Genomic DNA, 23,311 nt, shown 5'->3' with positions numbered 1-23,311 from the left:
ATTACTTCAACGCGTAGAGATAAGCGGCGATGTCCCGCGCCTGTTGCTCGGTGATCCTCGTCGACGGCATGGCCGTGTGCCGATTGACTTCCCTCGCCGAGCGTATCCAGCGGACCATGTTCTCCGGATTGTTTGCCAGCAGGCCACCGATAAAGACCCTGTCGGCAAGGCCACCGTCCAGGCGGGGTCCGACCTGGCCTTGCGCACCCGGCACGCCGGGTATCGTATGGCAGCCGGAGCAGCCATTCGCCGTCATGATTGGAATGGCGCGAGCGCCTACGCCCCCGGTCGCCGCATCCGACTCGTGCCGGACGCGCTCGCGCCGGTCGGACCACAAAGTCGCGGCTGCGACAGCCGCGGTCAGCAGCAGGATTGCGGCAAGGGCGCCCCCGATCAGCCTAACCAGGTCGGAACGCATGTGTTGCCTCCCTGGTTGCGCTGCTGCTTATCCAGAGGCCGGCGAGCAGCAAGGCGGCGCCGCCATAGATCAAGCCGGCCGGAGCCCACATTACCAATCCGGCGAGCTGCTGGTCCTCGATCGCGGTCAGTGCCCACAATGCCGCGCCGGCGCCATTCTCCGGATACCAGAGTTTGGGCGACATCAGCAGCAGGACACCGAGCAGGCCGGTATGAAGCGAGGTGAAGAAAAGATGCATGACGGAGTTGCCATAGGTCTGCTGCCGACCGGGGCGCGGTAGGAGCGCCCACCAGAACAGCAAGGCTGTGCCGAGGAAGCTCGCATGCTGGGCATAATGAAGAAAGCCCTGCTGGAGCGCTGCCTGGAACAACGCCGGAATGTGCCAGATCCAGATGGCGACGCCGTGAATGATCGTCGCGTTGAGGGGGCGGATCACCAGGGCCCAAACCGATTGCAGCGTCTTTGCGCGCGTGAGCTTGCCCGTTCCGCGGCGAAGTGCGGCCGGCAAGGACCAGAGCAGGACTGCGCCTGGGCAAGCGGCGACAAGGAGGGGCGCCGCCACCGCCATCAGCAGTTCATGCTCGATCATATGGGCGGCAAACACCCGCTCGCCGAGCGCATGGATGGGGCTGACCAGTGCTGCCGTCAGCACGCCCCAACCGGCGGCGAAAAACAACGCCTGCCGCATCCGCTCGGGACGGCCTCGGTTGCTGCGGCGCCACAACCGAGTCGCTCCGATGGTATAAAGGAAGGCAATCGCGGCCAGCGGAAACGTGATGGGAAATGCGAGCGTCCATCCGGCCTCGGGCGCGCCGGCGCCGTAGCAGATCGAGGTCGAGAAGAACGCGTCGAAGCTCATCGCAGGCACTCGTCGAGAATGAGAGCCGCGCTGCCTTGCATGATGATGACGAGGGCAAACAGCAATGCCGCAAGCATGCCGAGATCGGCGACGAACTGCTCGGTGCTGCGCGTGCGCTCAGGCTTGAAGGCGGCGCCGCCCTGCCGCTTCGCCCGCCATGACAAGGCACCGCCGAGCAGCGAAAGCACGGCGAGCACCAGTGCCACGGGAAGCACCACCGGCACCTGGCGGTTGCACTGCCATGGTACGAGTGCGTAGTTCAGCTGCGTCGAGATTGCCCAAGCCATCGGCCCCGACAGAAGACCACCCCAGGACGTTCCCATTTTCAACGCACGCATCAGCCTAGCCTCGGCATCCAGTAGATGAGCAGATAGATCGGGATCCAGGTCAGCACCACGAAATCCCAATAGAAGACATTATCGCCGACATCGCCGAAGCGCCGGCCGCTATAGCCATGGCGTGTGAACATCAGCACCGTCAAAACGATGGTGTCGCCGACATCGGTGATCAAGTGTGTGGTGTGCAGCCCGAGCAGCACCCAGAGCATCGAGCCATAGGCGTTCGTGTCCCAGTAGATGTTCAGCGCCGGGAATTCGAACCAGCGCACGACAAGCGGGGCCAGACCGAGCAGCGACATCACCACCAGCCCGATCCGGACCGGTACGATCGCGCATTGCTTGGCATGGCCGTGGAGGATGTGATTCGGCACCACGCTGATGATAAACAGGATGGTGACGATCGTTCCGGGCCAATGGTTGGGGTGCGGGGCGCTTAGACGCCAGTTGGGCCACAAAGTGGCGAGATAGAGATAAGCGCCGGCGGCCAACGCAAAGCCCATGCCTTCCAGCGCCATGAAGCCGAGCGTTCCCCACCAAGTCGGGCTGCGCGGACCATGTCCAAAGGTTGGGAGGTCCGAAAGATCCAAGCTGGGACGCTCACTCATCCCTCATCCTCCGGGTCGTCCTTGGGCCAGAACCAGCCGATCAAGGTGATGGCGATCGGCGCGGCGCCCCAGACGATCGCCCAGGGCGTGAAGATCGAATAGACAAACGTACCGCCGACGGCGATTGCCGCCAGCAGCGGCCAGATCGACGGTGTCGCCGATTTCTCGCGAATGTCGGGGTGGGCTTCCGCCACGGTTGAGATCAATAGCTCACGGACATCGACGCGGAGTCCGGTCGCCACAGGCATCGCCTCCCGTTCGGCCCAGAGCGGCTCGACATGTGTGACAATCGGTATCCGCGCGAAATTATAGCTTGGCGGCGGCGAAGACGTCGCCCATTCGAGCGTACCGGCATCCCAGGGATTGTTTCCGGCCAGCGCGCCCTTCAACGCGCCGTGTACAAGATTGAAAGTGAACAGTACGAAGCTGAGGAAAAAGAGCACCGCGCCAGCGCTGATGAACAGGTTGATGTTGCCCCAGCCAAGCTCGGCCGGATAGGTGTAGACCCTTCGTGGCATGCCCCAGAGCCCGACGAGATGCATTGGAAAAAAAGCCGCGTTGAAGCCGATGAAAGCCAGCCAGAAATGCCAGCGCCCGAGACGCTCGCTCATCATGCGGCCGCTGATCTTGGGGAACCAGAAATAGGCCGCGCCCAGCAGCGGGAAGACCGAACCGCCGATCAGCACGTAATGGAAATGGGCGACGACGAAATAAGTGTCGTGCACCTGGAGGTCCAGCGGCACCGAAGCGAGCATGACGCCGGTGAGGCCGCCGATGACGAAGATGAAAAAGAAGCCGAACACGAACAGCAGCGGCGTGCGGATCACCGGCCTGCCGTCCCACAAGGTCGCCAGCCAGCAGAAGATCTGAACGCCATTGGGGATGGCGATCAGCATGCTCGACGCGGTGAAGAAGCTGGCGCCGAGCTTGGGTAGCCCCGTCGCGAACATGTGATGGACCCAGAGGCCGAACGAAAGGAAACCGACGGCGATCAGCGACAAGACCAGCCCGAGATGCCCGAACACGGGACGCCGGGCGAAGACCGGGATGATCGCGGAGACCATGCCCGTCGCCGGCAGGAAGATGATGTAGACCTCCGGATGACCAAAGAACCAGAACAGATGCTGGAAGAGCAGTGCGTCGCCGCCCTCGGCGGGGTTGAAGATATGTGTGCCGACCAGCCGGTCGAGGATCAGGAAGGTCGAGGTGATCATCACCGCGGGCATGGCGAAGACGACGACGAAGGAGGTAACCAGCATTGCCCAGACGTAGAGCGGAATCCTGTCCAGCGACATGCCGGGGGCTCGCTGCTTGAACACGGTGACGATGGTTGCCACCGCGACGGCCAGTGAGGAAACTTCTGTATAAGTGATCATCTGGGCCCAGACGTCGGCCCGCTTGCCCGGCGCGAATTCGGGGCCTGACAGCGGCACATAAGCAAACCAGCCGACGTCGGGCGCCATGTTGAGCGCGAAAGACACCCAGGCGAATATGCCGCCCGAAACATAGATCCAGTAGCTGAACGCATTCAGGCGGGGAAAGGCGATGTTGCGGCTGCCGACCATCAGCGGGACGAGATAGATGCCGGTCGCCTGCACGATGGGCACGGCGAACAGGAACATCATGGTCACACCATGCATCGTGAACAGCTGGTTGTAGAGGTCCGGGCCGATCAGACCGCGCTGCGGCCCTGAGAGCTGGATGCGCATGGCGACAGCGTTGAGCCCGCCCAGGCACAGAAACACGAAGGCGGTGATCAGATAGCGCCGTGCGACGACCTTGTGGTCGACGCTCGACAGCGCGCCGATGATGCCGGGGGGCGTGCGCCATGTCCGCGCCAGCCAGCGATCCAGGCTGGCATCGTCCATGCCGGTGTCGCGCGGTCCGTCATGCTCGGGTGCGACGTCGCCTGTGGCGGGCGTTTCGCGCGGCAGGTCGCGTTCGCTTGTGAGATCCGCGCTGCTCATTTAAGCGCCTCGAGATAGGCGACCATGGCGTTGAGTTCGTCGCCGCTGAGCTCCACCACCGGCATGTGGGATCCGGGCTTGATGCCCTGTGGGTCGGCTATCCAGGCGGCGAGATTGCCGCGGCTCATTGTCAATGTCCCGGCGGCAAGCGTCTGCCGGCTGGCTATATGGGTGAGGTCAGGGGCGACCGTTCCTCCGGCAGGCGTGCCGCCTATTCTGTGACACATCACGCAAGGGCGCTTCAGAAACAGATCCTGGCCGGCCTTGGCTTCGTCCCCCGTCGGAGTAGCGGCCGGCTGCAACTGGTCGTTCCACCAGGCGTCGAACTTCGCACGCGGCTCGGCGATGATGAAGGTGCCCATGTTTGCGTGCTGCGCCCCGCAGAACTCGGCGCATTGACCTCGGTAAACACCAGGCTTGTCGGCCTTGAGGTCGAGCACGTTCATGTGGCCGGGAATGAGGTCGAGCTTGCCCGAAAGGCTCGGGATCCAGAAGGAATGGATGACGTCGGTCGAGGTCAGAAGAAGCCGCACCGGCTCTCCGGCGGGGATATGGATCTCGTTCGCCGTGGTCAGGATGCGGCTTGGCGTGGCATCCTCATAGCGCACCTCCCACCACCATTGATGGCCGGTGACCCGAATGGTCAGTGCGGCATCCGAGCCGATCGCGGCGAGCGTCCTGTTGGCGAAGAAGCTCAGCAAGGTCAGTCCGATCAGGACAATGGCGGTCAACCCGACGGCGGTCATCACCGCGCGCAGCTTCCGGTCGTCGGCGTCGGCCTTGATCGCGAGCGGCTCCGCCTGCGCGCGCGACCGCATCATCAAGGGCACGACGAGGGCGATCATCACCAGCACCCACACCACGGCGCAGAGCGCGGTGAAGAACCAGATCAGCCATGCCAGTTCGCTCGCCGCGGGACCTTTCGGGTCGAGGGCGGATTGCCAGCCCGCGCATCCCTGGAGCAACAGAGCGCCGGCGGTGGCGAACGCCATCGAGACGAGACGTTTCACGGCGACTTCCCCAGCGTGGTCGCGTCGGGCATGCGGTTTTCCGACGGATGCGCCATCATGTCGTCATTGCGTTGCGGCGCGGCGGAAGACGGCGCGTTGCCGCTCAGCGAGCGCACGAAAGCCGCAAGCTCCCAGATCTGGTCGTCGGGAATCTTGTCGCGGAAGCTCGGCATGCCGTTTGGCCGACCGTCGCGGATCGTGGCATGGATGCTTTCGATCGAGCTGCCATAGAGCCACTTCTGGTCCATCAGGGCCGGCCCCATGCCGCCGCCGCCATTGGCGTGGCATCCCGAACAGTTGAACCAGCCGAAAAGCCGTTTCCCTTCGCTCATGTGGAAGGCGTTGGCCTCGAAGCTCGCCGCCTTGTTGTCGCTGGCGGGGGGCCGCTGTCCGCCGGGCTCCAGCGTGGTCACAGGCGTCGGCTGCTCGCCCGATCCGAGCGCCGATTGCGGGCGCGTGTCACGTTCCTCGCGCTGGCAGGCAGCGAGCGCAAGGATTGGAAACAGGAGCATGGCCACAGCGGCTCTCATCGCACCGGGCTCCCCGGGGGATCGAGGCGGGGCACGCCATATTGTGACAGCAAGGCGTCTATCTCGCCCTTGTGCCTGGACAGGGCGCCATTGACATCGCCGCGCAGCGCATCGTCTTCGCGGCGGACGCCCATCGAGATGTCGTAGATCATCGGCAGTTGCGGTCCGTCGATGCGGGGCGCAACCGGCGTTATGCGGAGCGGCACCTTCTGCCTGGCGGCGAAGTAGCCGGCGAGGGGGCCCCAGACCACGGCAAGGTCGATCTCGCCACTCGCCACCGCTTCGACGATGCGCGCCGGCGGGTTGGGGGCGGAATAATCGCCATAGACCGGATAGCCAACGAGGTGCCCGACGATACCGCGGCGGCCAAGCGCCTGGACCGGAGGCGAATTGGCGCCATCGTCGCCGATGAGCTGAACACCGATCCGCATGTCGCGCAGCCGCGGATCATTGAACGATGCTACGTCGGGGCCGTCCCTGCGGGTGACGAAGACATAGGACGATCGGTAGTAGGGCGTGGTGGTGCGCAGCATTTCGAGGTTGCTCGGCGTGCCCGGCACGAGATCGCACAGGCCCGCCTTCAGCGTGTTGCGGATGAAGCCGCGACGCTGCGCCCACCAGGTATAGGTCAGCTTGGCGCCGAGATCGGACGCAACGATTTCGGCGATCCTGTTCTCGAAGCCCTGACCTGCCGCGTTGGAGAACGGCATGTTGTTCGGATCGGCACAGACCCTCAACTCACGTGCGTCGGCTGTGGCCGTCAAGAACACGAAGGCGATGGCGGCCATGCCGATCACCAGCCGTTGACACGCCTTTCGCGCCGGACCTACGGTCAAGTACAATCCATCAAGGCAGCCGGAACACATAAAGCGTGCCTCCCGAGGTTGTCGCGTTCTTCAGATCCTTCATGGCATTGACGAAACCGAGCGCGGCGGTGGCGTCACGCGGGTCAAGATCGCCCGATACAATGGCGCCGGCCCAGCCGCCGACGCCTGAGAGGATGGCGACATATTGGTGCCCGTCGGGACCGCGATAGGTGATGGGCTGGCCGATGATCCCGGACGAGGTCTTGAACTGCCAAAGCAGGTCTCCGGTCTTGGCGCTGACCGCCTTGAACCAGCCTTCCATCGTGCCATAGAACACAACGTCGCCGGCGGTCACTACCGCGCCGCTCCACACCGGGAAATTCTCCTTGAGGCTCCAGGCGGGTTTCTCCGCGGCGATGTCCCAGGCGGTGAAGGCGCCGCGATTACCGCCAGGCCCTGGTATCATGCGGACGTTCATGCCCACATAGGGCGTGCCGGCGATGTAGTTCACCTCGACGCCTTCTTCATCCATGCACAGATTGTTGTGCGGGATGTAGAGCAGGCCGGTCTTCGGCGAGAACGCGGAAGGCTGCCAGTCCTTGAGGCCCGACGCCGTCGGACAGATATCGCGAACGACCTTGCCGGTGCCGGTCTTCTTGTCCGGGTTTACGATCAGCCGACCGGTTTTCAGATCCACACCTTTGCTGGAGTTGACCGGACCAAACGGTTTTGCCGACAGCACCTCGCCGGTTGTCCGGTCGAGGATGTAGAGATAGCCGTTGCGCTCCGGCCGGATCAGCACCTTGCGCGGCTTGCCCTGCCAGGTCATGTCGAGCAGGATCTGCTCGTTGATGCCGTCATAATCGTGGAGGTCGTGCGGGCTCCACTGATAGAACCATTTCGCCGCGCCGGTGTCGGGATCGCGCGCGAAAATGCCAGACGTCCACTTGTTGTCGCCCGGCCGCAAATCCGGATTCCATGGTCCGGGATTGCCGGTGCCGTGGAAGATCAGGTTCAGATCGGGATCATAGGAAATCCAGCCCCACATGTTGCCGCCGCCGATCTTCCAGGCTTCCGGCGGCCACGTCGTGACGCCAAGATCCTTGCCTTTGTCCATGTCGTAGTGCGGCTTGAAGTCCGGTCCGATCAGCACGTCCTTGTCCGGCCCGGTGCTATAGGCGATCCAGACGACATGACCGTCGCCGGCGTCGAGCGCCTTTACCCAGCCGCGAACGCCCATCTCGCCGCCGGAATTGCCGACCAGCACTTTGCCCTTCACCACAAGCGGCGCCATGGTGATGGTCTCGCCGATGTTGATGTTGCCGATATGAGTGTTCCAGATCGGCTTGCCCGTGTTCGCATCAAGGGCAATCGTGTGGCCGTCCAGCGTATTGAAAAAGATGCGCCCGTCGGCGAATGCCACCCCGCGGTTGACGACGTCGCAGCAGGCCACTCCCTGTGCCGCCGGCTCGGGATTGGGTTCGTACTTCCACTTCATCGGGGCGCCGGGCTTGGAGAGATCGAGCGCATAGACGAAATTGGGAAAGGGCGTCACGATATACATGGTGTTGCCGACGACCAGCGGCGCTGCTTCCTGGCCCTTGTTCACGCCTGTCGAGAACGTGAACGCGACGTGCAGGTTCTTGACGTTGCCTTCATTGATCTCGGAGAGTTCGCTGAAGCGCGTCGACGCGTAGTTCTTGGCCGGCATCGTCCATTGGCCGTCATCGGGTGGCGAAGCTGCGGCTGGCGGTACGATCGCTGGTGTTTTAGGAGGCTCGGACGCAGCGCCCAGAAGCAGCAGGCAGGCGAGCAGCGTCACCACAAGGATAGCGCCAAAGGAATTCCCGGCTGCCAATTTGCGGGTACGTCGTTCTACGTCAACGCGCGTTAATGCCAACTGCGGCATAGCTTTCATTTATTGATCGAGCCTCCCACGCCGGCGCCGAGTTCGGCGGCGATGTCGGCCTCCGTTCCGGCACAAAGCGGATGGCCCCAGCCCGAAGCGCTTTTGCCGCCGGGGTCCAGATCGTAGACAATGGCATCCTTGCGATTTGGATTGACGCCTGCCGGGACCTTGTCGAAGCCGAGCGCCGCGCGGATACGCCAGGCGACATTGTGATCGGCGCATGAGGAGTCGCCTGAAACGCCGAGGCCGCCGACAATGCTCTTGCCGTCGTAGAGGGCAAGCCCGCCGCCAAACACCACGACGCCTCCGATCGGCTTGCCGACGAGCGGGTCGCCGGCGCTTCCGAACGTTTTGGGATCGCCCGTATAGGCCGCGGCCGGGTTGACGGGATTGGTCTCCTGCAGGCCAAATAGCGGCCCGCCCGGCTGCACCCCCGCATAGAGATTGGCCGTAGAGAGGGCCATCTGAGCCAGGCTGAGACCGTTGGCCGTGTTGGCTTTCTCCGCTGCTATGAGCCGACTTCCCGGCCATTGCGAGTCGGGGGTGGGGCCGCTGAACGCAATCGCGCAGACAGTGCCGTCACGGGCAACGATGGCTGCCCATTCGTTGGTTTCAAAGCCGCCATTGGCTGGTCCGCCGCTTGCCTTCACGTTTGCTTTGAGGGCTGCAAGCAGCTTATCGTGATCGGCCGGACAGGGCTCCTGCGCCATGGCATCGTGCCCGTGGAACAGGCCACCCATCAGCAACAGCAGGCCAAAAAGAGGTACGAAAAGCTGCGAGCGATACATTGTCCTGGCATTCGTTTACATAACAAGGACCACCCCGGCAGACCGCAGAATGCGAGGATACGTCCAGTGCGTCAGTGCCTAACTCGCGTAATGCTTCTATGTTCCTGCTTTGCATAAAATTCGTGCAGTTGGATTTGGGTGCAGGTGTTCAATCAAAGCATGGGACCTGGATACCCGTGGCCACAGGCCAAGCGGTGAGGCAACGCGGCTGATCCAGGAAAATGCGATCGGGATGGCGCAGACGCACCCGCCCTGACAAACGCTGTTGCCTTGTCACGGCGTTCGACGATGGATGATCTCTTCAATAAGTTTCGCGTCGGCTTCGTACTCCGCGGCCCGCGCAGCCATTTGGCTGGCCAGGCTGTGTCTTTCCCGCGCGGCTTCGCGTTTTGCCGTACGTTTCGCCAACTCAGCCCGCTGCTGGTGCGCTCTTAAAAGGCTCCAAAGAGCCTGTTCCGCATCGTCAGCCTGGGCCTGCATCAAAACGTCTGCCCCGAACGCATGTCCGGTGTGGCAGCGGTAACGGGTAATCGGCCCGTCTTCTATCTCCCATAGGGGGCCATGACATTCGGGGCAGACAAATGTCGAGGGGGCGCCAAGCTGGCCTTCGGTCAGTTCCATTGTGCTGTGCTCCTGAGCTGCAATCGCTGCCTCAAGGCGGATGCCGGACGGGATTTCTGGTGTCGGTCCTGCGATTTCGGAAGCAAGCCTGTGCAACAGGCCAGCCATTTCGGACAGAGGGACGCAATGGTCGATTTCCACATTCTGCAAGGCGCTCAGCGGCATGTCGGGTACTGCAGCGTCGCCGGGGTCCTGGACTACGCTGACGCCTCCGCACATCTTGATTGCGTGCAGGCCGGCGGTGCCGTCGGAGAGGCTGCCTGTGAGCACGACGCCGATCACGCTGCCGCCAAAGCTGCAGGCCGCCGATCGAAACAGGGGGTCGATGGCGGGGCGCGCCAGGTTCTCGCGCGGCCCGCGCCGCAGCAGCATATGATCGTCATGTAACAGAAGGTGAGCTCCGGGCGGTGCAACGAAGATGTGCCCGTTTTTAACCTTCATGCCGTTGGAGGCATTTGCAACGGGCATGTTGGCAGCGCGACCGAGAATGTCGCCGAGGTAACTCGTGGGACCAACGTGCTGTACGACGAGGAGAGCCGCCGGGATGTCCGGCGAAAGGTCGCGGACAAGTCTCTTCAGCGCGTCGACGCCGCCGGCCGATGCTCCGATTGTCACGATGCACCGGTTCTCGCAACCGTCGGGACGGACCTTGTCCGGCTGGCCCGCACGCTCCGAATCTGATCGTGGTGCGGCGGTGGCCATGGTTGCTTCACCCACATTCAGCACAGATGTCGATGCGAGCGCTCCGGCCAGTCCGCTGCTGGTCGGGCGCCCTGCCTTCGTCGGTGTTAGCTTCCGGCCGCATCGCGGAACATAGATGCCCGCGTCGGCTCTGTACTAACGCCTACGTGCGCGTTTGACAGCAGCCTCTGCCACGGCCGGGGCCTCCTGAATGCTTGCCGCGCCGCCGAAATCGGCGTTCTTGGTACGGCCAGCTCCCGGGCCCGCTCCTAGATCAGCGCCTGTTGTCGGATCGGAAGCCGGATCGGAAAGCGTACGGTCGGCCATCCTGGCCACCACCTTCAGGTCTTTGGCCCCCAGCTTGACAGTTGCCAGGCCGTCTCCGCCGTCGACGGGCATCACCTCTTCAAGGTCATCGATCCGATCCCACTCTTCGCCGGAATTCCATGGGCCAGCGACATCTCCGTCGCCTTGAGAGGTGTTGACATACATGCTGGCGTACTTCTCTACGCCTGGGAGCTTGCCGGAAGGGAAATTGTTTTCGATCGCGTAGAGTGCTTTCTCGAACGACTTCTGGTGCGCGATCTCGCGGGTCATCAGGAAGCCGAGCGCGTCCTTGATTCCCGGGTCGTCGGTGATGTTGATGAGGCGTTCGTAAACGATCTTGGCGCGGGCTTCGGCGGCGATATTCGACCGCAAATCCACCGTAGGTTCACCGCGCGAGTCGACATAGGCCGCGGTCCAGGGAACGCCGGCTGAGTCGCACAGCGCGGGAGCGCCGCCGAACAGAATTGATTCCTTGGCTGTTGTGCCGCTGGCGCCGATCATCAGGTAAAGGTCCGCTTCCTTCATTTGGCCCTCGGCCAGCTGTGCCTTGAGCCCCTTGTTGAGCATGGTGACGATTGATCCCACCACTTCGAGATGGCTGAGTTCTTCGGTCGCAATATCGAGCAACATGTCGCGACGGCCAAGATCGTCCTCGCCAAGCCCTTGCGTGAAATAGCGCATGGCCGCTGCAAGCTCGCCATCGGCGCCGCCGAACTGTTCCATGATCATGCAGGCCAGGCGAGGATTCGGCTCCGAGACGCGAACGGTGTATTGCAGGCGCTTGTTGTGCATGAACATGGACATCTCTCCGGTTAGATCATCCGAACATCCCGGCAAGTTGATTGTTCCATCCGGCCATCGGCCAGCGAGCATTTTTACGGTAACTTCAGTGTTGAGCATCGCAGCGAGCCAGAGGCGGCATTTATTTCTCCGACCGGTGACCGGCGGCAACGAGATTTCGATCGTGCTGCGCCATCACAGCAATGAGCAAGGCCGCGGATGGGCAAGAGGTAGACAAAATCTGGAGGGATACTGGCTCGGAAAAGTGAAGCCGGGCCATATTAATACGATGTCGGTGTCGACACCTTCGGCCCGTTTCGCCGCACACCTTACGCGGCAAACGCCGGGTTCGGTCACACGGCGAGCGTCGCGGGCTGTTGCCCGTTCACTTTCGATCCAGCACCTTCCGGACTTTCTCTGCCAATTCGTCGATCGTGTAGGGCTTGGTCAAAAGTTCGGTTCCGAAATCGAGCGTGCCGTTGTGGACAATCGCATTTCGTGTGTAGCCGGTGGTGTAGAGCACTTTTAGCGACGGGTGCATTGTCTTGACCTGATCCACCAGCTCCCGGCCCGACATCTCCGGCATCACCACGTCGGTGAACAGAAGCGACGGCACTTGCCCGCTTTCGACGGCCACCAGCGCTTCGCGTGGACCTTGCATTTCCAGCACGGAGTAGCCCAGTTCCCGCAGCGCTTCCGCGGCCATCAGCCGGACGCGATCTTCATCCTCGACAACCATGATGATCTCGTCTGCACAGCCGGGGTGCTCGCCTGCCACGACGTCGATTTGGCTGTCGAGCACGCCATGGTGCGAGCGCGGCAAATATATTTTCAAGGTGGTTCCGATGCCCTGCTCGGAATAGATCTTCACACTGCCGCCGGACTGGCGAACAAACCCATAGACTTGGCTGAGTCCCAGCCCGGTGCCTTTGCCGACCCCCTTGGTGGTGAAGAACGGATCGAAGGCTCTTGCGACAACATCAGCAGTCATGCCCGTTCCTGTATCGGTGACCGCTATCATCACATACTGGCCGGAGGGGATCGCGTTCTCCCTGGCATAGCGATCGTCGACGTGGGCGTTTGATGTCTCGATCGTCAGCTTGCCGCCAGCAGGCATGGCATCCCTTGCGTTGACGCAAAGGTTGAGCAGCGCGCTTTCCAATTGCCCTGCGTCGGCCTCGACATGCCATAGGCCCGCAGCGAGCACGGTCTCGATCTGAATGGTCTCGCCAAGCGTCCGGTTCAGCAATTCGCTCATACCGGAGACGAGGCGATTTGGATTCAGCCGCTTCGGCGCCAGTGGTTGCTGGCGGGAAAAGGCGAGCAGTCGCCTGGTAAGTTCTGCGGCACGTTGTGCTCCATCGATCGCGCCGGTTACGAATTGGTGGACGTTGGTATCGCCGTTTCTGAGCTTGCGCTGCACAAGGTTCAGGCCGCCGATGATGACGGCCAGCATATTGTTGAAGTCGTGCGCGATGCCACCGGTGAGCTGTCCGACAGCTTCCATCTTCTGGGCTTGGCGCAGGTGCTCTTCTGCTCTGGCGCGTTCCGCAACTTCATCTTTGACACGTTGTTCGAGCGTGCCGTTGAGTGTCTGCAGCGCCTTGAACAGCCGGGAGTTGTCGATGGCCGTCGCGGCATGGCCGGCAAGCCCCAGCAAGGCCGCTTCTTGCTGTTCGGCGAACACGCCGGTCTCTGAATGACCAAGGAAGAGGCCGCCCAGGACCTCGCCCGAACGCGAGACGACCGGCACGGCGAGATAGGAACGCACCGGCAGATGGCCCTCCGGCATTCCCTTGCGGGGCCAGTTCTTTCCGTAACGCGGATCGGTGAGGATATCGTCGGAACGCACCACGCTTGTGCCGCGGAAAGTGGGCTCGAACACCGCGGTGTTGCGCGGCATGGGAAAGTTTTCGAAAGCAGAACGAGGTGCCCCCGAAAGGGCGTAGAGCACATAGCTGTCGCCCTTGTCGTCGATCACATTGTAGAAGAAAGCTCCGAATTGTGCGCCCGACAGCACGACGCCGGCATCGGTTACCGTCTGGACAATTCGCTCCACGTCAAGCTCGGCCGCCACGGCTGCCGCAGTAGCGTTCATCAACTGAAGCTGATGCTCCACCCGCTTTCGCGCGGTGACATCAACCACGGTGCCGATGAAGCGGATCGCACGGCCGGACTGGAAAAGCGCTTCCCCGGTTGCGGCAATCCAGCGCTCCTTGCCATCCCGAAGGCCGATCGTCCGGTATTCGATGTCGTAGCGGGAGGGGGTGCCCGGCGCGAGCGACTGGCGTACGGCCTCGTCGGCCCGTGCGCGATCTTCCGGGTGGAGGCCCGCCAGGAAGGCGCTTTCATATGTCACCTCCGCGTCCGGCGGCAAACCAAAAAGGGCTTTGCACCGGTCGTCCCAACGCAGCACTCCGCTGATGGGATCGTAATCCCAGGTGCCAATAGCGGCCGCGTCGGTGGCAAGCCTCAGCCTCTCCTCGCTGGCCCGTGCCGCCTGTTCCGAGCGAACGCGCTCGATGTGAGCCCAGGACCGCTCCGTCACCTCGGTCAGCAAGGACAGTTCGCGTTGCGACCAGACGCGGCGCTGCTTGTCGTGGATGGCCATCAGGGCAGTCAGTCGGCCTTGTTTGACCAAAGGCATACAGATGGTTGCCGTTATCCCGATATCCTGAAAGGTCTTCGCTTCCTCGGGAGCAATTTCCTCAAGGTTGTTGTTGATGATAAGCGGCTTGTTGGCGCTGAGGTTGGTGACAGCCAGGCGACCAAAATCGGCAAGACTGTAATATCCCCTGATGCTGGGCGAGCCAGGTGCGCTCCAATCGCCGCGGATGGTGAAATGGTCTTGGTCCTGCTCCATGTCGGCATAGGCGCAAATCGAGACGCCAAGATGTTCGCCGAGGAGCCGAGTGGTGATCTGCATGACAGCATCGGCGTCGGCCGCGAGGGCTATCTCCCTGCCGAGGCGGTCGAGAAAAGCAAGGCGTTCGGCGTTCTCACGCAGGGCCAGTTCGGCGCGAAGGCGTTCTATCGCCGTACGCGTCCGGTCCGCGACTGCCGAAATGAGGGCTACTTCCTCCGTCGCCCAGCGTCTGGGCGCGGAGTGGTTCAGGTATAACAGCGCCACCAGCCCGCCATGCTCGGTGACGGGCATGTTGATGACGGATTGGGCGCTGATGGCTTTGAGTGCCTCCGCATGGCCGCTGGTTCGCGGATCTGTCTCGGCGTTTTCAAAGACAACGGTTTCGCCTCGCTTCAAATCCTCGATATACGAGCCGTAGTTCCTGAAATTCAGCGTCCCAGCCAGGCTTTTGATGCCTGGCGCGTTCCAGTCCCTGTCGATGGTGATCGTTTCTTTCTCTAGATCGATCGTGCCGTATCCGGCTCGGCTGATGCCAAAATGGTTCCCCAGCAGTTCCGCGGCTGCGTAGGCCAGTTCTGCGGGATCCGTAATCTCGCGGATACGGTCGCCCAGCGCTGCCAAAAGCTCGAAGCGCTGCAGTTCAGATCGCGGATTGCTTGAAGTGGCCCCCATTTCGCCCCCGTTTTGCCCGGACTTAAATGCAGTCTGCGGCCAAGAGTTCCCGCAGGACGGCAGTTTCTTGGCGGGCCGGTCAGCCGAACACGCCGCACCGGTCATAAGTTAATGACAGCTTGGCGCGCTGTGGCGGATAAGGGGGAAACCAGCGGGCACTTGACGAGCTCCCGCTGGCTGGGTGCCCGAACCGCACTTCACTCGTTTGGAGACGTTTTGATGCTTGACCGACCCATTCTTACGAATACGGACGCTCTCTATCCAGACGACCTGAAAACGCTTCGGTCGGTTTTCGACGCGCTGTGTGAGGAATTTGAGATTTCGTCGGACACTACCGCGGCAGAATCCATCGCGAGAGAGCTGGTCAGACTTTTCCAGACCGGGATGACGGAAGCGGCCATGCTGATCATTGCCGTGCGCGCACGTTGGCAGGGTGATTGGAAAATGGGAGGCAGCAGCGCTGCCCAGGCTTAACGGTCCCAACTCCATGGAGGCCTACTTTAGCCGCTTGAGCCGGTTGTACAGCGTTGTCTTGTCTGGCGGAACAAGCTTTCGCCCCGAGAGTTGGGGTCGGCAGATGGTTTCCAACAGGCACGGGCATGGCGTTCGACAGAGATGGACCGAAACTCGCGACCGGGTTGCTCGCGGCCTCGTTGGCGGCGCTGGCGGCATACAACGCCATCCGCGCCAAACGTGCGATTGCCGGCCGGGCATGCGGACGTGTGATGGAGATCGATGGTGTGCGCCTGCATTTTATCGAAGCCGGAACCGGCATGCCGCTGCTTCTCCTGCATGGCAATGGATCCATGGCGGAGGATTTCAAGTCGAGCGGCATCTTCGATGAGGCGGCAAAGACCTATCGGGTGCTTGCATTTGATCGTCCCGGTTTTGGGCGAAGCTCACGGCCGCGCGGCCGGCGTTGGTCCGCTCGCGACCAAGCCGACCTTATACATGCCGCCGCCTGCGGGCTGGGTATAGAGAAATACCTCGTGCTTGGACATTCCTGGGGAGCTTGGATCGCCCTCGAATTGGCGCGCAGGCATTCTCCGTCGGTCGCCGGCATCGTGCTGGTCTCGGGCTACTACTATCCGCCACCGCGGCTGGATCTTGCACTGGCCGCACTCCCTGCATTGCCTGTGATCGGCACCGCGTTTCGTCACACCTTGCTGCCGCCGCTTGTAAGGCTTGCTTGGCATTGGGCAATGGAGAAGATCTTTAAACCCGCCGTCGTCGCCGGCGACTTCGCCGCACTCGCCAAAGATGTCGCCAGCCGCCCTTCCCAATTGCGGGCGGTTTCTCTGGAGACAGCATCGATGCTGGCCGCGTCCTTGTTGGGAAAGGCCAACTATAAGGACATTGCCGTGCCCACCGGCATCATGGCGGGATCCGGGGACCGGTTGTTCGACGCGCAACGCGATGCACGACGCTTGCACGCGGAAGTCGGTGGGTCTCTCCTTGAGGTGGTTCCGGGCGCCGGCCATATGGTTCATCAGAGCGCCCCGCAGGCAGTGGTCGGCATGGTGCACACTATTGCAGGAGGGCACGCCTTGTCCCAAGGGGGCCGTCGGCAGCGACCCAAGTCTCGTGCCGTCGAGTTCAAGGCAGATCCGGCCTCGTGGGAGCCACCGGCGATAAGCGACGCCGCTTGCACGGAATGATCTCCAAACGGGGCTTTCAATGAGCGACCAACGTCCAGCCGACATGCAGTCGGTGCTCCACCAGAACATACAGGCCCTGGTGGAGCACAGGCGACAGCAAGAGGAGCACCAAGGCGTTCAAGCGTGGGTCGCCGGCGCCGTTTCGCGCTTCGCGGGAAGCATGACTTTCGTCTATCTGCACCTTGCAATTCTTGTCGTCTGGGTCCTCGCGAACCTTGGCGCGATACCAGCCGTCCCAGCTTGGGACCCGACTTTCGTGATCCTAGCCATGGTCGCCTCGGTTGAGGCAATCTTCCTGTCTACTTTCGTGCTGATCAATCAGAACAGAATGGCCGCACACAGCGAGCGGCGAGCCGAACTGGATTTGCAGATCAGCCTTCTGAACGAACATGAAACCACGCGGCTGATCGAGATGGTGGCTGCCTTGACGGCGCGTCTGAATATCTCGACCCCGGCCGACAAAGAGCTGCCGGAACTCGCCGAGAATGTGGATCCCCAAAAGGTGATGACGCAGATCCAGCAAGCTTCTGGAGATCAGGAGAACGCTTGATCAAAGCGACCTCGTTGGCAACGGTTAAGCGTCGGCTACAACATGTAATTCAGCCTCATTGTCCAAGGCTGTCGAAGCAGCTAAGCCGGTGTCGGCCTTTTCCAGGGTGGCTTCCCGACGTCACAAGTCCGCCGCGCAATCGAGGCAGCGTAGAGCTTCGATACCAACAGGCTGCTGCGCGTCAGATGGAACCAAGTTGACGCCGAACTCGTATTAGCGGTGGCGGCTTGGGGAGATTCCGGATGAGCGAAGGTGCTGTTCTGATCGTCGAAGATGAGACAATGATCCTGCTCGACCTCGAGTCAGCTTTGGAGGAGGCCGGCTTCCAGGTCGTCGGCACTCGGAGTGCCGCCGAGGCGCTGGCGGCTTTCGACCCCGATCCGACCAGGTTCAAGGCCGTGCTCACGGACATCCGTCTGGGAGCAGGACAGTCGGGGTGGGAGGTCGCTCGGCACTTGCGAAGGTCCAACTCGACCATCCCGGTTGTCTATATCAGTGGCGACAGCGCGGTACACTGGGGAGCGGAAGGCGTGCCCAACAGCATAATGATCACCAAGCCCTTTTTTCTGCCGCAGATCATAACTGCCGTTTCTCAACTTTTAAACGCGCAGCAAGGTGCAGAAACTCACCTCTAGGATTCGGACCGCGGCTCCACGAAAACCACGGAACATTCAATCGGCGCCGTCCGGCGTAAAGCGTTCGCGTCTGCTTGGGCCGGCGGCCTCAACCAGATGTCGACCTCAGCTCCTTTCCCTCGCCACCGGCTCGCATCCACTCGGGAGCCCTCCCGAAAGCAGGGGCGCTCATTGGTTGAGCTTTCGGTCGAGTTCGTCAAGCAATGACCGATGCTCGCTGGGCATGTCCGTATCTGTCGGCAGATCCAGCAACTGGCGAAGCTGGCGACGATTGGCGTCCGATGAAATCCACTGCCGTATGAGGCGGGCTATGACCTTTTGTTGTGCCTTGCCGATTTCTTCCATGTTAGAACCCGAGCTTGTCCGTTGGACGAACTCGGCGGCTCTTTGATGGTTCCCCGTCCTGTACACAAATCGAGGCGAATCGAGGCACAATCTATGGGTTAATGCATGTCGCTCAAAAGTGGCCCTGGTTTTGAGACAACGACATGCCAGTGGATGTTTGCAGTCTCAATCCGCGCGCCTAACGCTGAGCGCAGAGTGCAAATTTAAGCGATCGATTTTACCCGAAGCGAGAGGCTCAGCCGCAAAATCTTGGCGCCGTTTTCATCGCGCACTTCGATAAACAATTGCTGCCCGTCGACGCTCTTCAGTGACTCTCTCGTGAGGTCGACAAGGCCCTCGAATCCCGCGCGGCGGACCTCCTCGAGGCCAGCGCATTCGACACCTATTTCGTCCTCGAAGATGAGATCGCCATCGCCGCTGTCGAAGAAAAATCGTGCCATCGGAGAGCTTCCGTCACTGCTAATCTGCGGGGTTCCTTTGGTGCAGGTAGGTCGTGTCGAAATCTCCTGCGTGAGTGAGGCCAGCCCAGTCCAGTGCGTGAACTTTTGATCCCGAGGTGGCAATGAGGCCTCTGCGTCGTAGTTCCTGGAGCATCCGGTTGACGTGGACCGTGGACAAACCCAGTGCATCGCCAAGGGCCGCCTGTGTAATGGGAATATCCGCCACGTGATCCTCAATGCGCCCCATGGAGCGCAAACGAAAAATCAGTTCGCACAGGATGTGAGCCATGCGGGTGTATGCCTCTCGTCTTCCCACATTGATGACCCACTCCCTGTAAATCGCGGCATCTATCAACGTCGACCGCCAAAAAGCGGTTGCGATGCGAGGGTGCTGGTCGCAAACGGCACGCAGAGTGTCATGCCGCATGAAACCTATTCGGGCCGGCGTAAGGGTCGAGAAGTTACAATCCATGACCGACAGATGCAGCCCATGCAGATCAGGAATGTCGCCGGCGACGAAGAATGATGTGATTTGTCGCTTTCCTTCGCCCGTATGTTTGGTGGAACCGACCAAGCCATCAAGAACGATAAACGAGTAAACAGGACGGTCGCCCTCACGCACCAGATCGTGGTTGGCCGAATATTCCTTCTCCTGGATCGGAATGCCTTTCAGAACGCCGATGTCGGCCTCTCGAAGATCCGAGATGGTCTGAAGCTTGCGAATGAGTACATCCGAGGATGAGGTGGGGAACAAATTGACTACCTGGCTGATGTTGGTGATCGAACTATTATCCGCGCCAAAAGTTCCGATTGGCATGGGGACATATGCGCGGCGGCAGAAGGCGCCGTCGCGCGGCATGGTCCCATGCCTAGAGCGTTTTTGCAGCGTCGAGCATGGTTGAGGAACCCGGAATGATCGAAGCCACCAGTTTTTTAGGACAGCCATAGGTGGGCCAGGCAGGAATGCATTAACCTATGACATAGGCTCGGTTAGAAATTGTCCCGCTGGGCAGCCAGCCCCAGGAGTTCGCCGATCACGGCGCAGCTTTGACGCTGTCGCTCCGCCCTTTCAAGGGCTGCACCCGCAGCCCGTCCTGGAACTCTTTGATGCGCCGCCAGGAACGGGGTGGCTCCGCTGACGTTGTCTCAGTGGCAAGGTGAGATTTCAGTGAACAGGCATATTTCGCGGACGGATGTCGAACAAATCGATCACACGGATGACAGCGGGTTTGCGATAGGGCACGGCGGACCGCCATCCTCAGCAATCGCGGTAGCGCTGGCCCGTGGCCTGGAGACCAGTCGGGACAAGCACATCGTCCATATAGCTCCCTCGGAACGCAGTGCCGAGGAGATCGCCGGCGCCTTGCGTCAGTTCCTGCCTGACGCGGATATCATCTTGCTGCCGTCCTGGGATTGCCTGCCCTACGACAGGGTGTGGCCCACACGCGCCAATATGGGGCGAAGGCTTCGTGCGTTGCGTGAGATCGCAACGAAGCCGGATCGCCCGCGCATCGCTGTAATGTCGCTCGAAGCCATTCTGCAGCGGGTGCCGCCTGCTCCCGTCATCGCTGGCGGTTTCACAATTCTGGAGGTAGGCCAAAAGCTCGACGGTGACGATTTCAGAACCAGGTCCGAAGCCATTGGCTATGTCGTCGACGAGAGGGTCGACGAACCGGGTGAGATAGCCTTTCGGGGCGATCTCATCGATATTTTCCCTGCTGGCGCGGATGGCCCCGTTCGCATCATCGTTGGTCCCGATGCCTGCATCGGCCAGCTCAAGACCTACGACCCGCTCAGTCAGCTCAGCAATCAGGTTCGAGACTCGGTTACGGTCGGACCGGCATCCGAGTTGATCTTTAAAGCTGGTGAGCATCCTGAGCTGACAGCGATGCGCGCGACGTCGATGGAAGAGCGCCTGGTCGCATCGTATGGCGCTATGCCATCCGTCTTCGATGCGGCTTCCAGCGCCTCGATCTCCTTCCTTGAAGGGACCGACGGGCAGGCGCTCGGCAGAATTCTGGATCTGGTCGAGGATGCACGTCGTGCCAGGCAGGAGGCAGCCGGAACGAAAAAACCTTTGCCGGGACGATTTTACCTATCCCGTGAAGAGTGGGACGCTGCTCTGCTTAACCGCTGTTGCGTGAGACTTGCCGTTTCTGCCGTGGGAGTTCCCAAATTCTTCCGCCAGGCCCGACCCGGGCATGATTTCGCGGAATTCGTCACAAGGCAGACGAGCGCCGGAGTCAGAGTAGTGTTCACCGGCGATGCCTCTGAATTGCAGCGAGCAGATCGCCTGCTCGATAGGAGACTAGGCCGGCGGGCAGAGGAAGCGGCCGACTTGCCGCAAATCCTTTCGGCCGCAAGGGGCTCTCTTCTCAAGGCTGAATTCGTCCTCGACGAAGGGTTTGTCGACGCGCAATCCAATATCGCCGTGGTGGCCGCATCCGACCTGTTTGGGCCCGCGTTAAAGGCGAGCGGGAGCGCGACCACGGGCATACTCGAACCCGAGTTGCGCATTGGCGATGTCGTCGTCCATGAAGACCATGGCCTGGGCGTGCTCGCCGCGGTCGAACAGGTCGAGTTGGCTGGCCAGCAACAGGATGTCGTCAGACTGGAATATCATGGCGGGGCTTCCTTGCTGGTTCCGGTCGACGACTTTGGACGAATATGGCGCTACGGCTCGGAACCGGAGGCAGTGTCGCTTGATCGCCTCAAAGGCGAGGGCTGGCCGAAGCGACGCGAAGCTGCGTTGCGCGAGATCGACAGGCTGGCCAAAGGCCTCTTGAGTCTTGCCAAAATCAGGTCCAGCCAGCCTGCCGAGATCATAAAGCCCTCCCGCACGGACTTGGCCCGTTTTGCGGCGAGATTTCCCTATACGGAGACGCCCGACCAAGCGGCCGCCATCCGCGCTGTGCTCGATGATCTTTCGTCGGGAAGAACAATGAACCGGCTCGTCTGCGGCGATGTCGGCTTCGGCAAGACAGAGGTCGCCCTGCGTGCTTGCGCCGCCGCCGCTCTCTGCGGGAAGCAGGTTGCTATCATAGCACCGACAACAGTGTTGGCACGACAGCACTATGAGACGTTCAGCCGCCGCTTCGCAGGAACGGGCCTGCAGGTCGCCCACCTTTCAAGAATGGTCGGGGCAGCGGACGCGAGAGCGGCAAAAGAGGGTCTGCGGAGCGGCCAGGTTGCGGTCGTTGTGGGTACTCAGGCCCTGGCGTCCAGGAGCGTCACCTTCGCCAATCTTGGACTGCTGGTGATCGACGAGGAGCACCGGTTCGGGGTCAAGTTGAAGCGGGCCCTGCGGACCATGACGCCTCGCCTCCATACGCTGAGCATGACCGCCACACCGATACCCCGGACGTTGCAATCGGCGTTGTCAGGCATCCAGGACGTCAGCGTTCTAAACTCTCCGCCCGCCAAAAGACGTCCCGTTCGCACGATCTTGGCAGCTTTCGATCCAGCATCGGTGCGCGCGGCCCTCCTGCGTGAATTTCACCGGGGTGGACAGAGCTTCTTCGTGGTCCCGCGGATCGAGGATATTGCCCCGGCCTGTGACCAGCTGAACAGACTGGTGCCGGAACTCGGGGTCAAGACGGCGCATGGTGAAATGAAGGGGAGACAGCTGGACGAAGTCATGGTCGGATTCGCCGAAGGTGATGGCGACATTTTGTTGAGCACCGACATCATCGAGAGCGGCCTCGATGTGCCGCGGGCCAACACCATCATCGTTTGGCGCCCCGACCGGTTCGGTCTGGCGCAGTTGCACCAGCTGCGGGGCCGGGTCGGAAGGGGCGCGGTGCAGGCCGTAGCGTTTCTTCTGACCCAACCTGGCGTTGAACTGGCCGACGGTACCAGGGCCCGGCTTTCGACGATGCTTGCGCTCGATCGGCTCGGCTCCGGCCTGGCAATCAGTCAAAGAGACCTCGACCTGCGTGGCGCCGGAGATCTTTTCGGCGAAGACCAGGCCGGGCATATGAAGCTGATCGGAGTGGGCTTGTACGAGCACTTGCTGGAGCGGGCGGTCTCGGCGGCTGGCGGAGGGCCCGACTTCGGCAAGCAACTTGCCGAGATCAATGGCTCGGGAAAGGGGGCTTTTCCCGAGAGCTATGTCGACGAGCCTACGGTGCGCGTTGGCCTCTATGCGCGGCTCTCCCGCATCCGTTCGGAGCCGGACCTCGATACATTCAGCGAAGAGCTCGAGGACCGCTTTGGAGACATGCCTGGCGAAGTAGCCCTTTTGCTGGAATTTACCAGGTTGCGAATAGCAGCGTCGGAATTGGGCGTCGGCAAAGTCGATGTGGGTCCCGAGGCCATCGCGATCACCCCTCGGAACAAGCCGTCGGCGTCCCAATGGCGGAACAGCAAGGCGTTGGGCCTGGACTACCGGAACGGCCGCCTGATTTTCAGGCCGATCCAGCCCGGCGTCTCAGGCATCGATGCGGTTCGCTTAGCGCTTGATGCCATACGTGCAGCTCAGCCAAAGCACGAGATCTGACGAGCCTT

General features: G+C 61.6%; 21 protein-coding genes. 5 read left to right on the top strand and 16 right to left on the bottom strand.

Going from position 1 to position 23,311, the window contains the following annotated elements; genetic code table 11:
- Position 1: 1 nt before the first annotated feature.
- The 13 genes from X757_RS158355 to X757_RS158415 form a co-directional block, all read right to left on the bottom strand.
- Positions 2 to 418, bottom strand: a complete 417-nt coding sequence (locus X757_RS158355) for a cytochrome c family protein (protein WP_023668005.1) — start codon at positions 416 to 418, stop codon at positions 2 to 4.
- A complete protein-coding gene (locus X757_RS158360; RefSeq protein ID WP_023725520.1) occupies positions 399 to 1,277 on the bottom strand; it encodes a cytochrome c oxidase assembly protein in 879 nt (292 codons plus the stop codon). The genes X757_RS158355 and X757_RS158360 overlap by 20 nt, the downstream gene beginning before the upstream one ends.
- Positions 1,274 to 1,615 carry a hypothetical protein gene (locus X757_RS158365; protein ID WP_023681115.1) on the bottom strand — a complete coding sequence of 114 codons (342 nt, stop codon included), beginning with the start codon at positions 1,613 to 1,615 and terminating at the stop codon, positions 1,274 to 1,276. The genes X757_RS158360 and X757_RS158365 overlap by 4 nt, the downstream gene beginning before the upstream one ends.
- Positions 1,615 to 2,220 (bottom strand): cytochrome c oxidase subunit III, encoded by a 606-nt coding sequence (locus X757_RS158370; RefSeq protein WP_023681116.1) that lies wholly within the window; start codon positions 2,218 to 2,220, stop codon positions 1,615 to 1,617. Before X757_RS158370 ends, X757_RS158365 begins: the two co-directional genes overlap by 1 nt.
- Positions 2,217 to 4,187: a cytochrome c oxidase subunit I gene (gene ctaD, locus X757_RS158375; protein ID WP_023725519.1), complete on the bottom strand. Its 1,971-nt coding sequence runs from the start codon at positions 4,185 to 4,187 to the stop codon at positions 2,217 to 2,219. Before ctaD ends, X757_RS158370 begins: the two co-directional genes overlap by 4 nt.
- Positions 4,184 to 5,197: a cytochrome c oxidase subunit II gene (gene coxB, locus X757_RS158380; RefSeq protein ID WP_023725518.1), complete on the bottom strand. Its 1,014-nt coding sequence runs from the start codon at positions 5,195 to 5,197 to the stop codon at positions 4,184 to 4,186. Before coxB ends, ctaD begins: the two co-directional genes overlap by 4 nt.
- Positions 5,194 to 5,727: a c-type cytochrome gene (locus tag X757_RS158385; protein WP_023725517.1), complete on the bottom strand. Its 534-nt coding sequence runs from the start codon at positions 5,725 to 5,727 to the stop codon at positions 5,194 to 5,196. Before X757_RS158385 ends, coxB begins: the two co-directional genes overlap by 4 nt.
- Positions 5,724 to 6,515 carry a substrate-binding domain-containing protein gene (locus tag X757_RS158390; RefSeq protein ID WP_245275042.1) on the bottom strand — a complete coding sequence of 264 codons (792 nt, stop codon included), beginning with the start codon at positions 6,513 to 6,515 and terminating at the stop codon, positions 5,724 to 5,726. Before X757_RS158390 ends, X757_RS158385 begins: the two co-directional genes overlap by 4 nt.
- A 58-nt stretch (positions 6,516 to 6,573) precedes the next feature.
- Entirely contained in the window at positions 6,574 to 8,451 is a 1,878-nt protein-coding gene (locus X757_RS158395; protein WP_023725515.1) for a methanol/ethanol family PQQ-dependent dehydrogenase, read from the bottom strand.
- Positions 8,448 to 9,230, bottom strand: a complete 783-nt coding sequence (locus X757_RS158400; RefSeq protein ID WP_031251125.1) for a heme-binding protein — start codon at positions 9,228 to 9,230, stop codon at positions 8,448 to 8,450. Before X757_RS158400 ends, X757_RS158395 begins: the two co-directional genes overlap by 4 nt.
- A 273-nt stretch (positions 9,231 to 9,503) precedes the next feature.
- Positions 9,504 to 10,553 (bottom strand): chemotaxis protein CheB, encoded by a 1,050-nt coding sequence (locus tag X757_RS158405; protein WP_023681123.1) that lies wholly within the window; start codon positions 10,551 to 10,553, stop codon positions 9,504 to 9,506.
- A gap of 135 nt (positions 10,554 to 10,688) precedes the next feature.
- Entirely contained in the window at positions 10,689 to 11,657 is a 969-nt protein-coding gene (locus X757_RS158410) for a manganese catalase family protein (RefSeq protein ID WP_023691426.1), read from the bottom strand.
- Positions 11,658 to 12,024: 367 nt separating this feature from the next.
- The gene (locus X757_RS158415; RefSeq protein ID WP_023725513.1) at positions 12,025 to 15,177 is read right to left on the bottom strand and encodes a GAF domain-containing protein; all 3,153 of its coding nucleotides are present in this window, start codon (positions 15,175 to 15,177) and stop codon (positions 12,025 to 12,027) included.
- Between the two features lie 219 nt (positions 15,178 to 15,396).
- Here X757_RS158415 and X757_RS158420 point away from each other — a divergent pair, with 219 nt between their 5' ends.
- The 4 genes from X757_RS158420 (at position 15,397) to X757_RS158435 (ending at position 18,020) form a co-directional block, all read left to right on the top strand.
- Positions 15,397 to 15,651, top strand: a complete 255-nt coding sequence (locus X757_RS158420; RefSeq protein WP_023681126.1) for a hypothetical protein — start codon at positions 15,397 to 15,399, stop codon at positions 15,649 to 15,651.
- Positions 15,652 to 15,776: 125 nt separating this feature from the next.
- Positions 15,777 to 16,835, top strand: a complete 1,059-nt coding sequence (locus X757_RS158425; RefSeq protein ID WP_023714653.1) for an alpha/beta fold hydrolase — start codon at positions 15,777 to 15,779, stop codon at positions 16,833 to 16,835.
- A gap of 19 nt (positions 16,836 to 16,854) precedes the next feature.
- Positions 16,855 to 17,385, top strand: a complete 531-nt coding sequence (locus X757_RS158430; RefSeq protein WP_023681128.1) for a DUF1003 domain-containing protein — start codon at positions 16,855 to 16,857, stop codon at positions 17,383 to 17,385.
- Between the two features lie 242 nt (positions 17,386 to 17,627).
- A complete protein-coding gene (locus X757_RS158435; RefSeq protein ID WP_023691423.1) occupies positions 17,628 to 18,020 on the top strand; it encodes a response regulator in 393 nt (130 codons plus the stop codon).
- A 168-nt stretch (positions 18,021 to 18,188) separates the two neighbouring features.
- Here the strand turns inward: X757_RS158435 and X757_RS1000000167790 are convergent, their stop codons facing one another.
- The 3 genes from X757_RS1000000167790 to X757_RS158445 form a co-directional block, all read right to left on the bottom strand.
- Complete coding sequence (locus tag X757_RS1000000167790; protein WP_023725512.1) at positions 18,189 to 18,365, bottom strand: hypothetical protein; 177 nt, start codon at positions 18,363 to 18,365, stop codon at positions 18,189 to 18,191.
- A 203-nt stretch (positions 18,366 to 18,568) separates the two neighbouring features.
- Positions 18,569 to 18,805, bottom strand: coding sequence for a hypothetical protein (locus X757_RS158440; protein WP_023725511.1), 237 nt, complete (start codon positions 18,803 to 18,805; stop codon positions 18,569 to 18,571).
- Positions 18,806 to 18,824: 19 nt separating this feature from the next.
- The gene (locus X757_RS158445) at positions 18,825 to 19,664 is read right to left on the bottom strand and encodes a Crp/Fnr family transcriptional regulator (protein ID WP_245275033.1); all 840 of its coding nucleotides are present in this window, start codon (positions 19,662 to 19,664) and stop codon (positions 18,825 to 18,827) included.
- Positions 19,665 to 19,973: 309 nt separating this feature from the next.
- Between X757_RS158445 and X757_RS158450 the strand changes: the two genes are divergently transcribed.
- Positions 19,974 to 23,303, top strand: coding sequence for a DEAD/DEAH box helicase (locus X757_RS158450; protein WP_023725509.1), 3,330 nt, complete (start codon positions 19,974 to 19,976; stop codon positions 23,301 to 23,303).
- Positions 23,304 to 23,311 lie beyond the last annotated feature (8 nt).

This window comes from Mesorhizobium sp. LSHC412B00, assembly GCF_000503035.1.
Classification (GTDB): domain Bacteria; phylum Pseudomonadota; class Alphaproteobacteria; order Rhizobiales; family Rhizobiaceae; genus Mesorhizobium.
The sequence above is the reverse complement of the archived record's forward strand: the minus strand, read 5'-3'. Positions and strand labels throughout refer to the sequence as shown.

Excerpts from the sequence above, each read along its gene's own strand:
- X757_RS158355 (WP_023668005.1), bottom strand. The coding sequence starts at position 418 with ATGCGTTCCGACCTGGTTAGGCTGATCGGGGGCGCCCTTGCCGCAATC.
- X757_RS158360 (WP_023725520.1), bottom strand. The coding sequence starts at position 1,277 with ATGAGCTTCGACGCGTTCTTCTCGACCTCGATCTGCTACGGCGCCGGC.
- X757_RS158365 (WP_023681115.1), bottom strand. The coding sequence starts at position 1,615 with ATGCGTGCGTTGAAAATGGGAACGTCCTGGGGTGGTCTTCTGTCGGGG.
- X757_RS158370 (WP_023681116.1), bottom strand. The coding sequence starts at position 2,220 with ATGAGTGAGCGTCCCAGCTTGGATCTTTCGGACCTCCCAACCTTTGGA.
- ctaD (WP_023725519.1), bottom strand. The coding sequence starts at position 4,187 with ATGAGCAGCGCGGATCTCACAAGCGAACGCGACCTGCCGCGCGAAACG.
- X757_RS158385 (WP_023725517.1), bottom strand. The coding sequence starts at position 5,727 with ATGAGAGCCGCTGTGGCCATGCTCCTGTTTCCAATCCTTGCGCTCGCT.
- X757_RS158390 (WP_245275042.1), bottom strand. The coding sequence starts at position 6,515 with ATGGCCGCCATCGCCTTCGTGTTCTTGACGGCCACAGCCGACGCACGT.
- X757_RS158395 (WP_023725515.1), bottom strand. The coding sequence starts at position 8,451 with ATGAAAGCTATGCCGCAGTTGGCATTAACGCGCGTTGACGTAGAACGA.
- X757_RS158400 (WP_031251125.1), bottom strand. The coding sequence starts at position 9,230 with ATGTATCGCTCGCAGCTTTTCGTACCTCTTTTTGGCCTGCTGTTGCTG.
- X757_RS158405 (WP_023681123.1), bottom strand. The coding sequence starts at position 10,553 with ATGGCCACCGCCGCACCACGATCAGATTCGGAGCGTGCGGGCCAGCCG.
- X757_RS158410 (WP_023691426.1), bottom strand. The coding sequence starts at position 11,657 with ATGTTCATGCACAACAAGCGCCTGCAATACACCGTTCGCGTCTCGGAG.
- X757_RS158415 (WP_023725513.1), bottom strand. The coding sequence starts at position 15,177 with ATGGGGGCCACTTCAAGCAATCCGCGATCTGAACTGCAGCGCTTCGAG.
- X757_RS158420 (WP_023681126.1), top strand. The coding sequence starts at position 15,397 with ATGCTTGACCGACCCATTCTTACGAATACGGACGCTCTCTATCCAGAC.
- X757_RS158425 (WP_023714653.1), top strand. The coding sequence starts at position 15,777 with ATGGCGTTCGACAGAGATGGACCGAAACTCGCGACCGGGTTGCTCGCG.
- X757_RS158430 (WP_023681128.1), top strand. The coding sequence starts at position 16,855 with ATGAGCGACCAACGTCCAGCCGACATGCAGTCGGTGCTCCACCAGAAC.
- X757_RS158435 (WP_023691423.1), top strand. The coding sequence starts at position 17,628 with ATGAGCGAAGGTGCTGTTCTGATCGTCGAAGATGAGACAATGATCCTG.
- X757_RS1000000167790 (WP_023725512.1), bottom strand. The coding sequence starts at position 18,365 with ATGGAAGAAATCGGCAAGGCACAACAAAAGGTCATAGCCCGCCTCATA.
- X757_RS158440 (WP_023725511.1), bottom strand. The coding sequence starts at position 18,805 with ATGGCACGATTTTTCTTCGACAGCGGCGATGGCGATCTCATCTTCGAG.
- X757_RS158445 (WP_245275033.1), bottom strand. The coding sequence starts at position 19,664 with ATGCCGCGCGACGGCGCCTTCTGCCGCCGCGCATATGTCCCCATGCCA.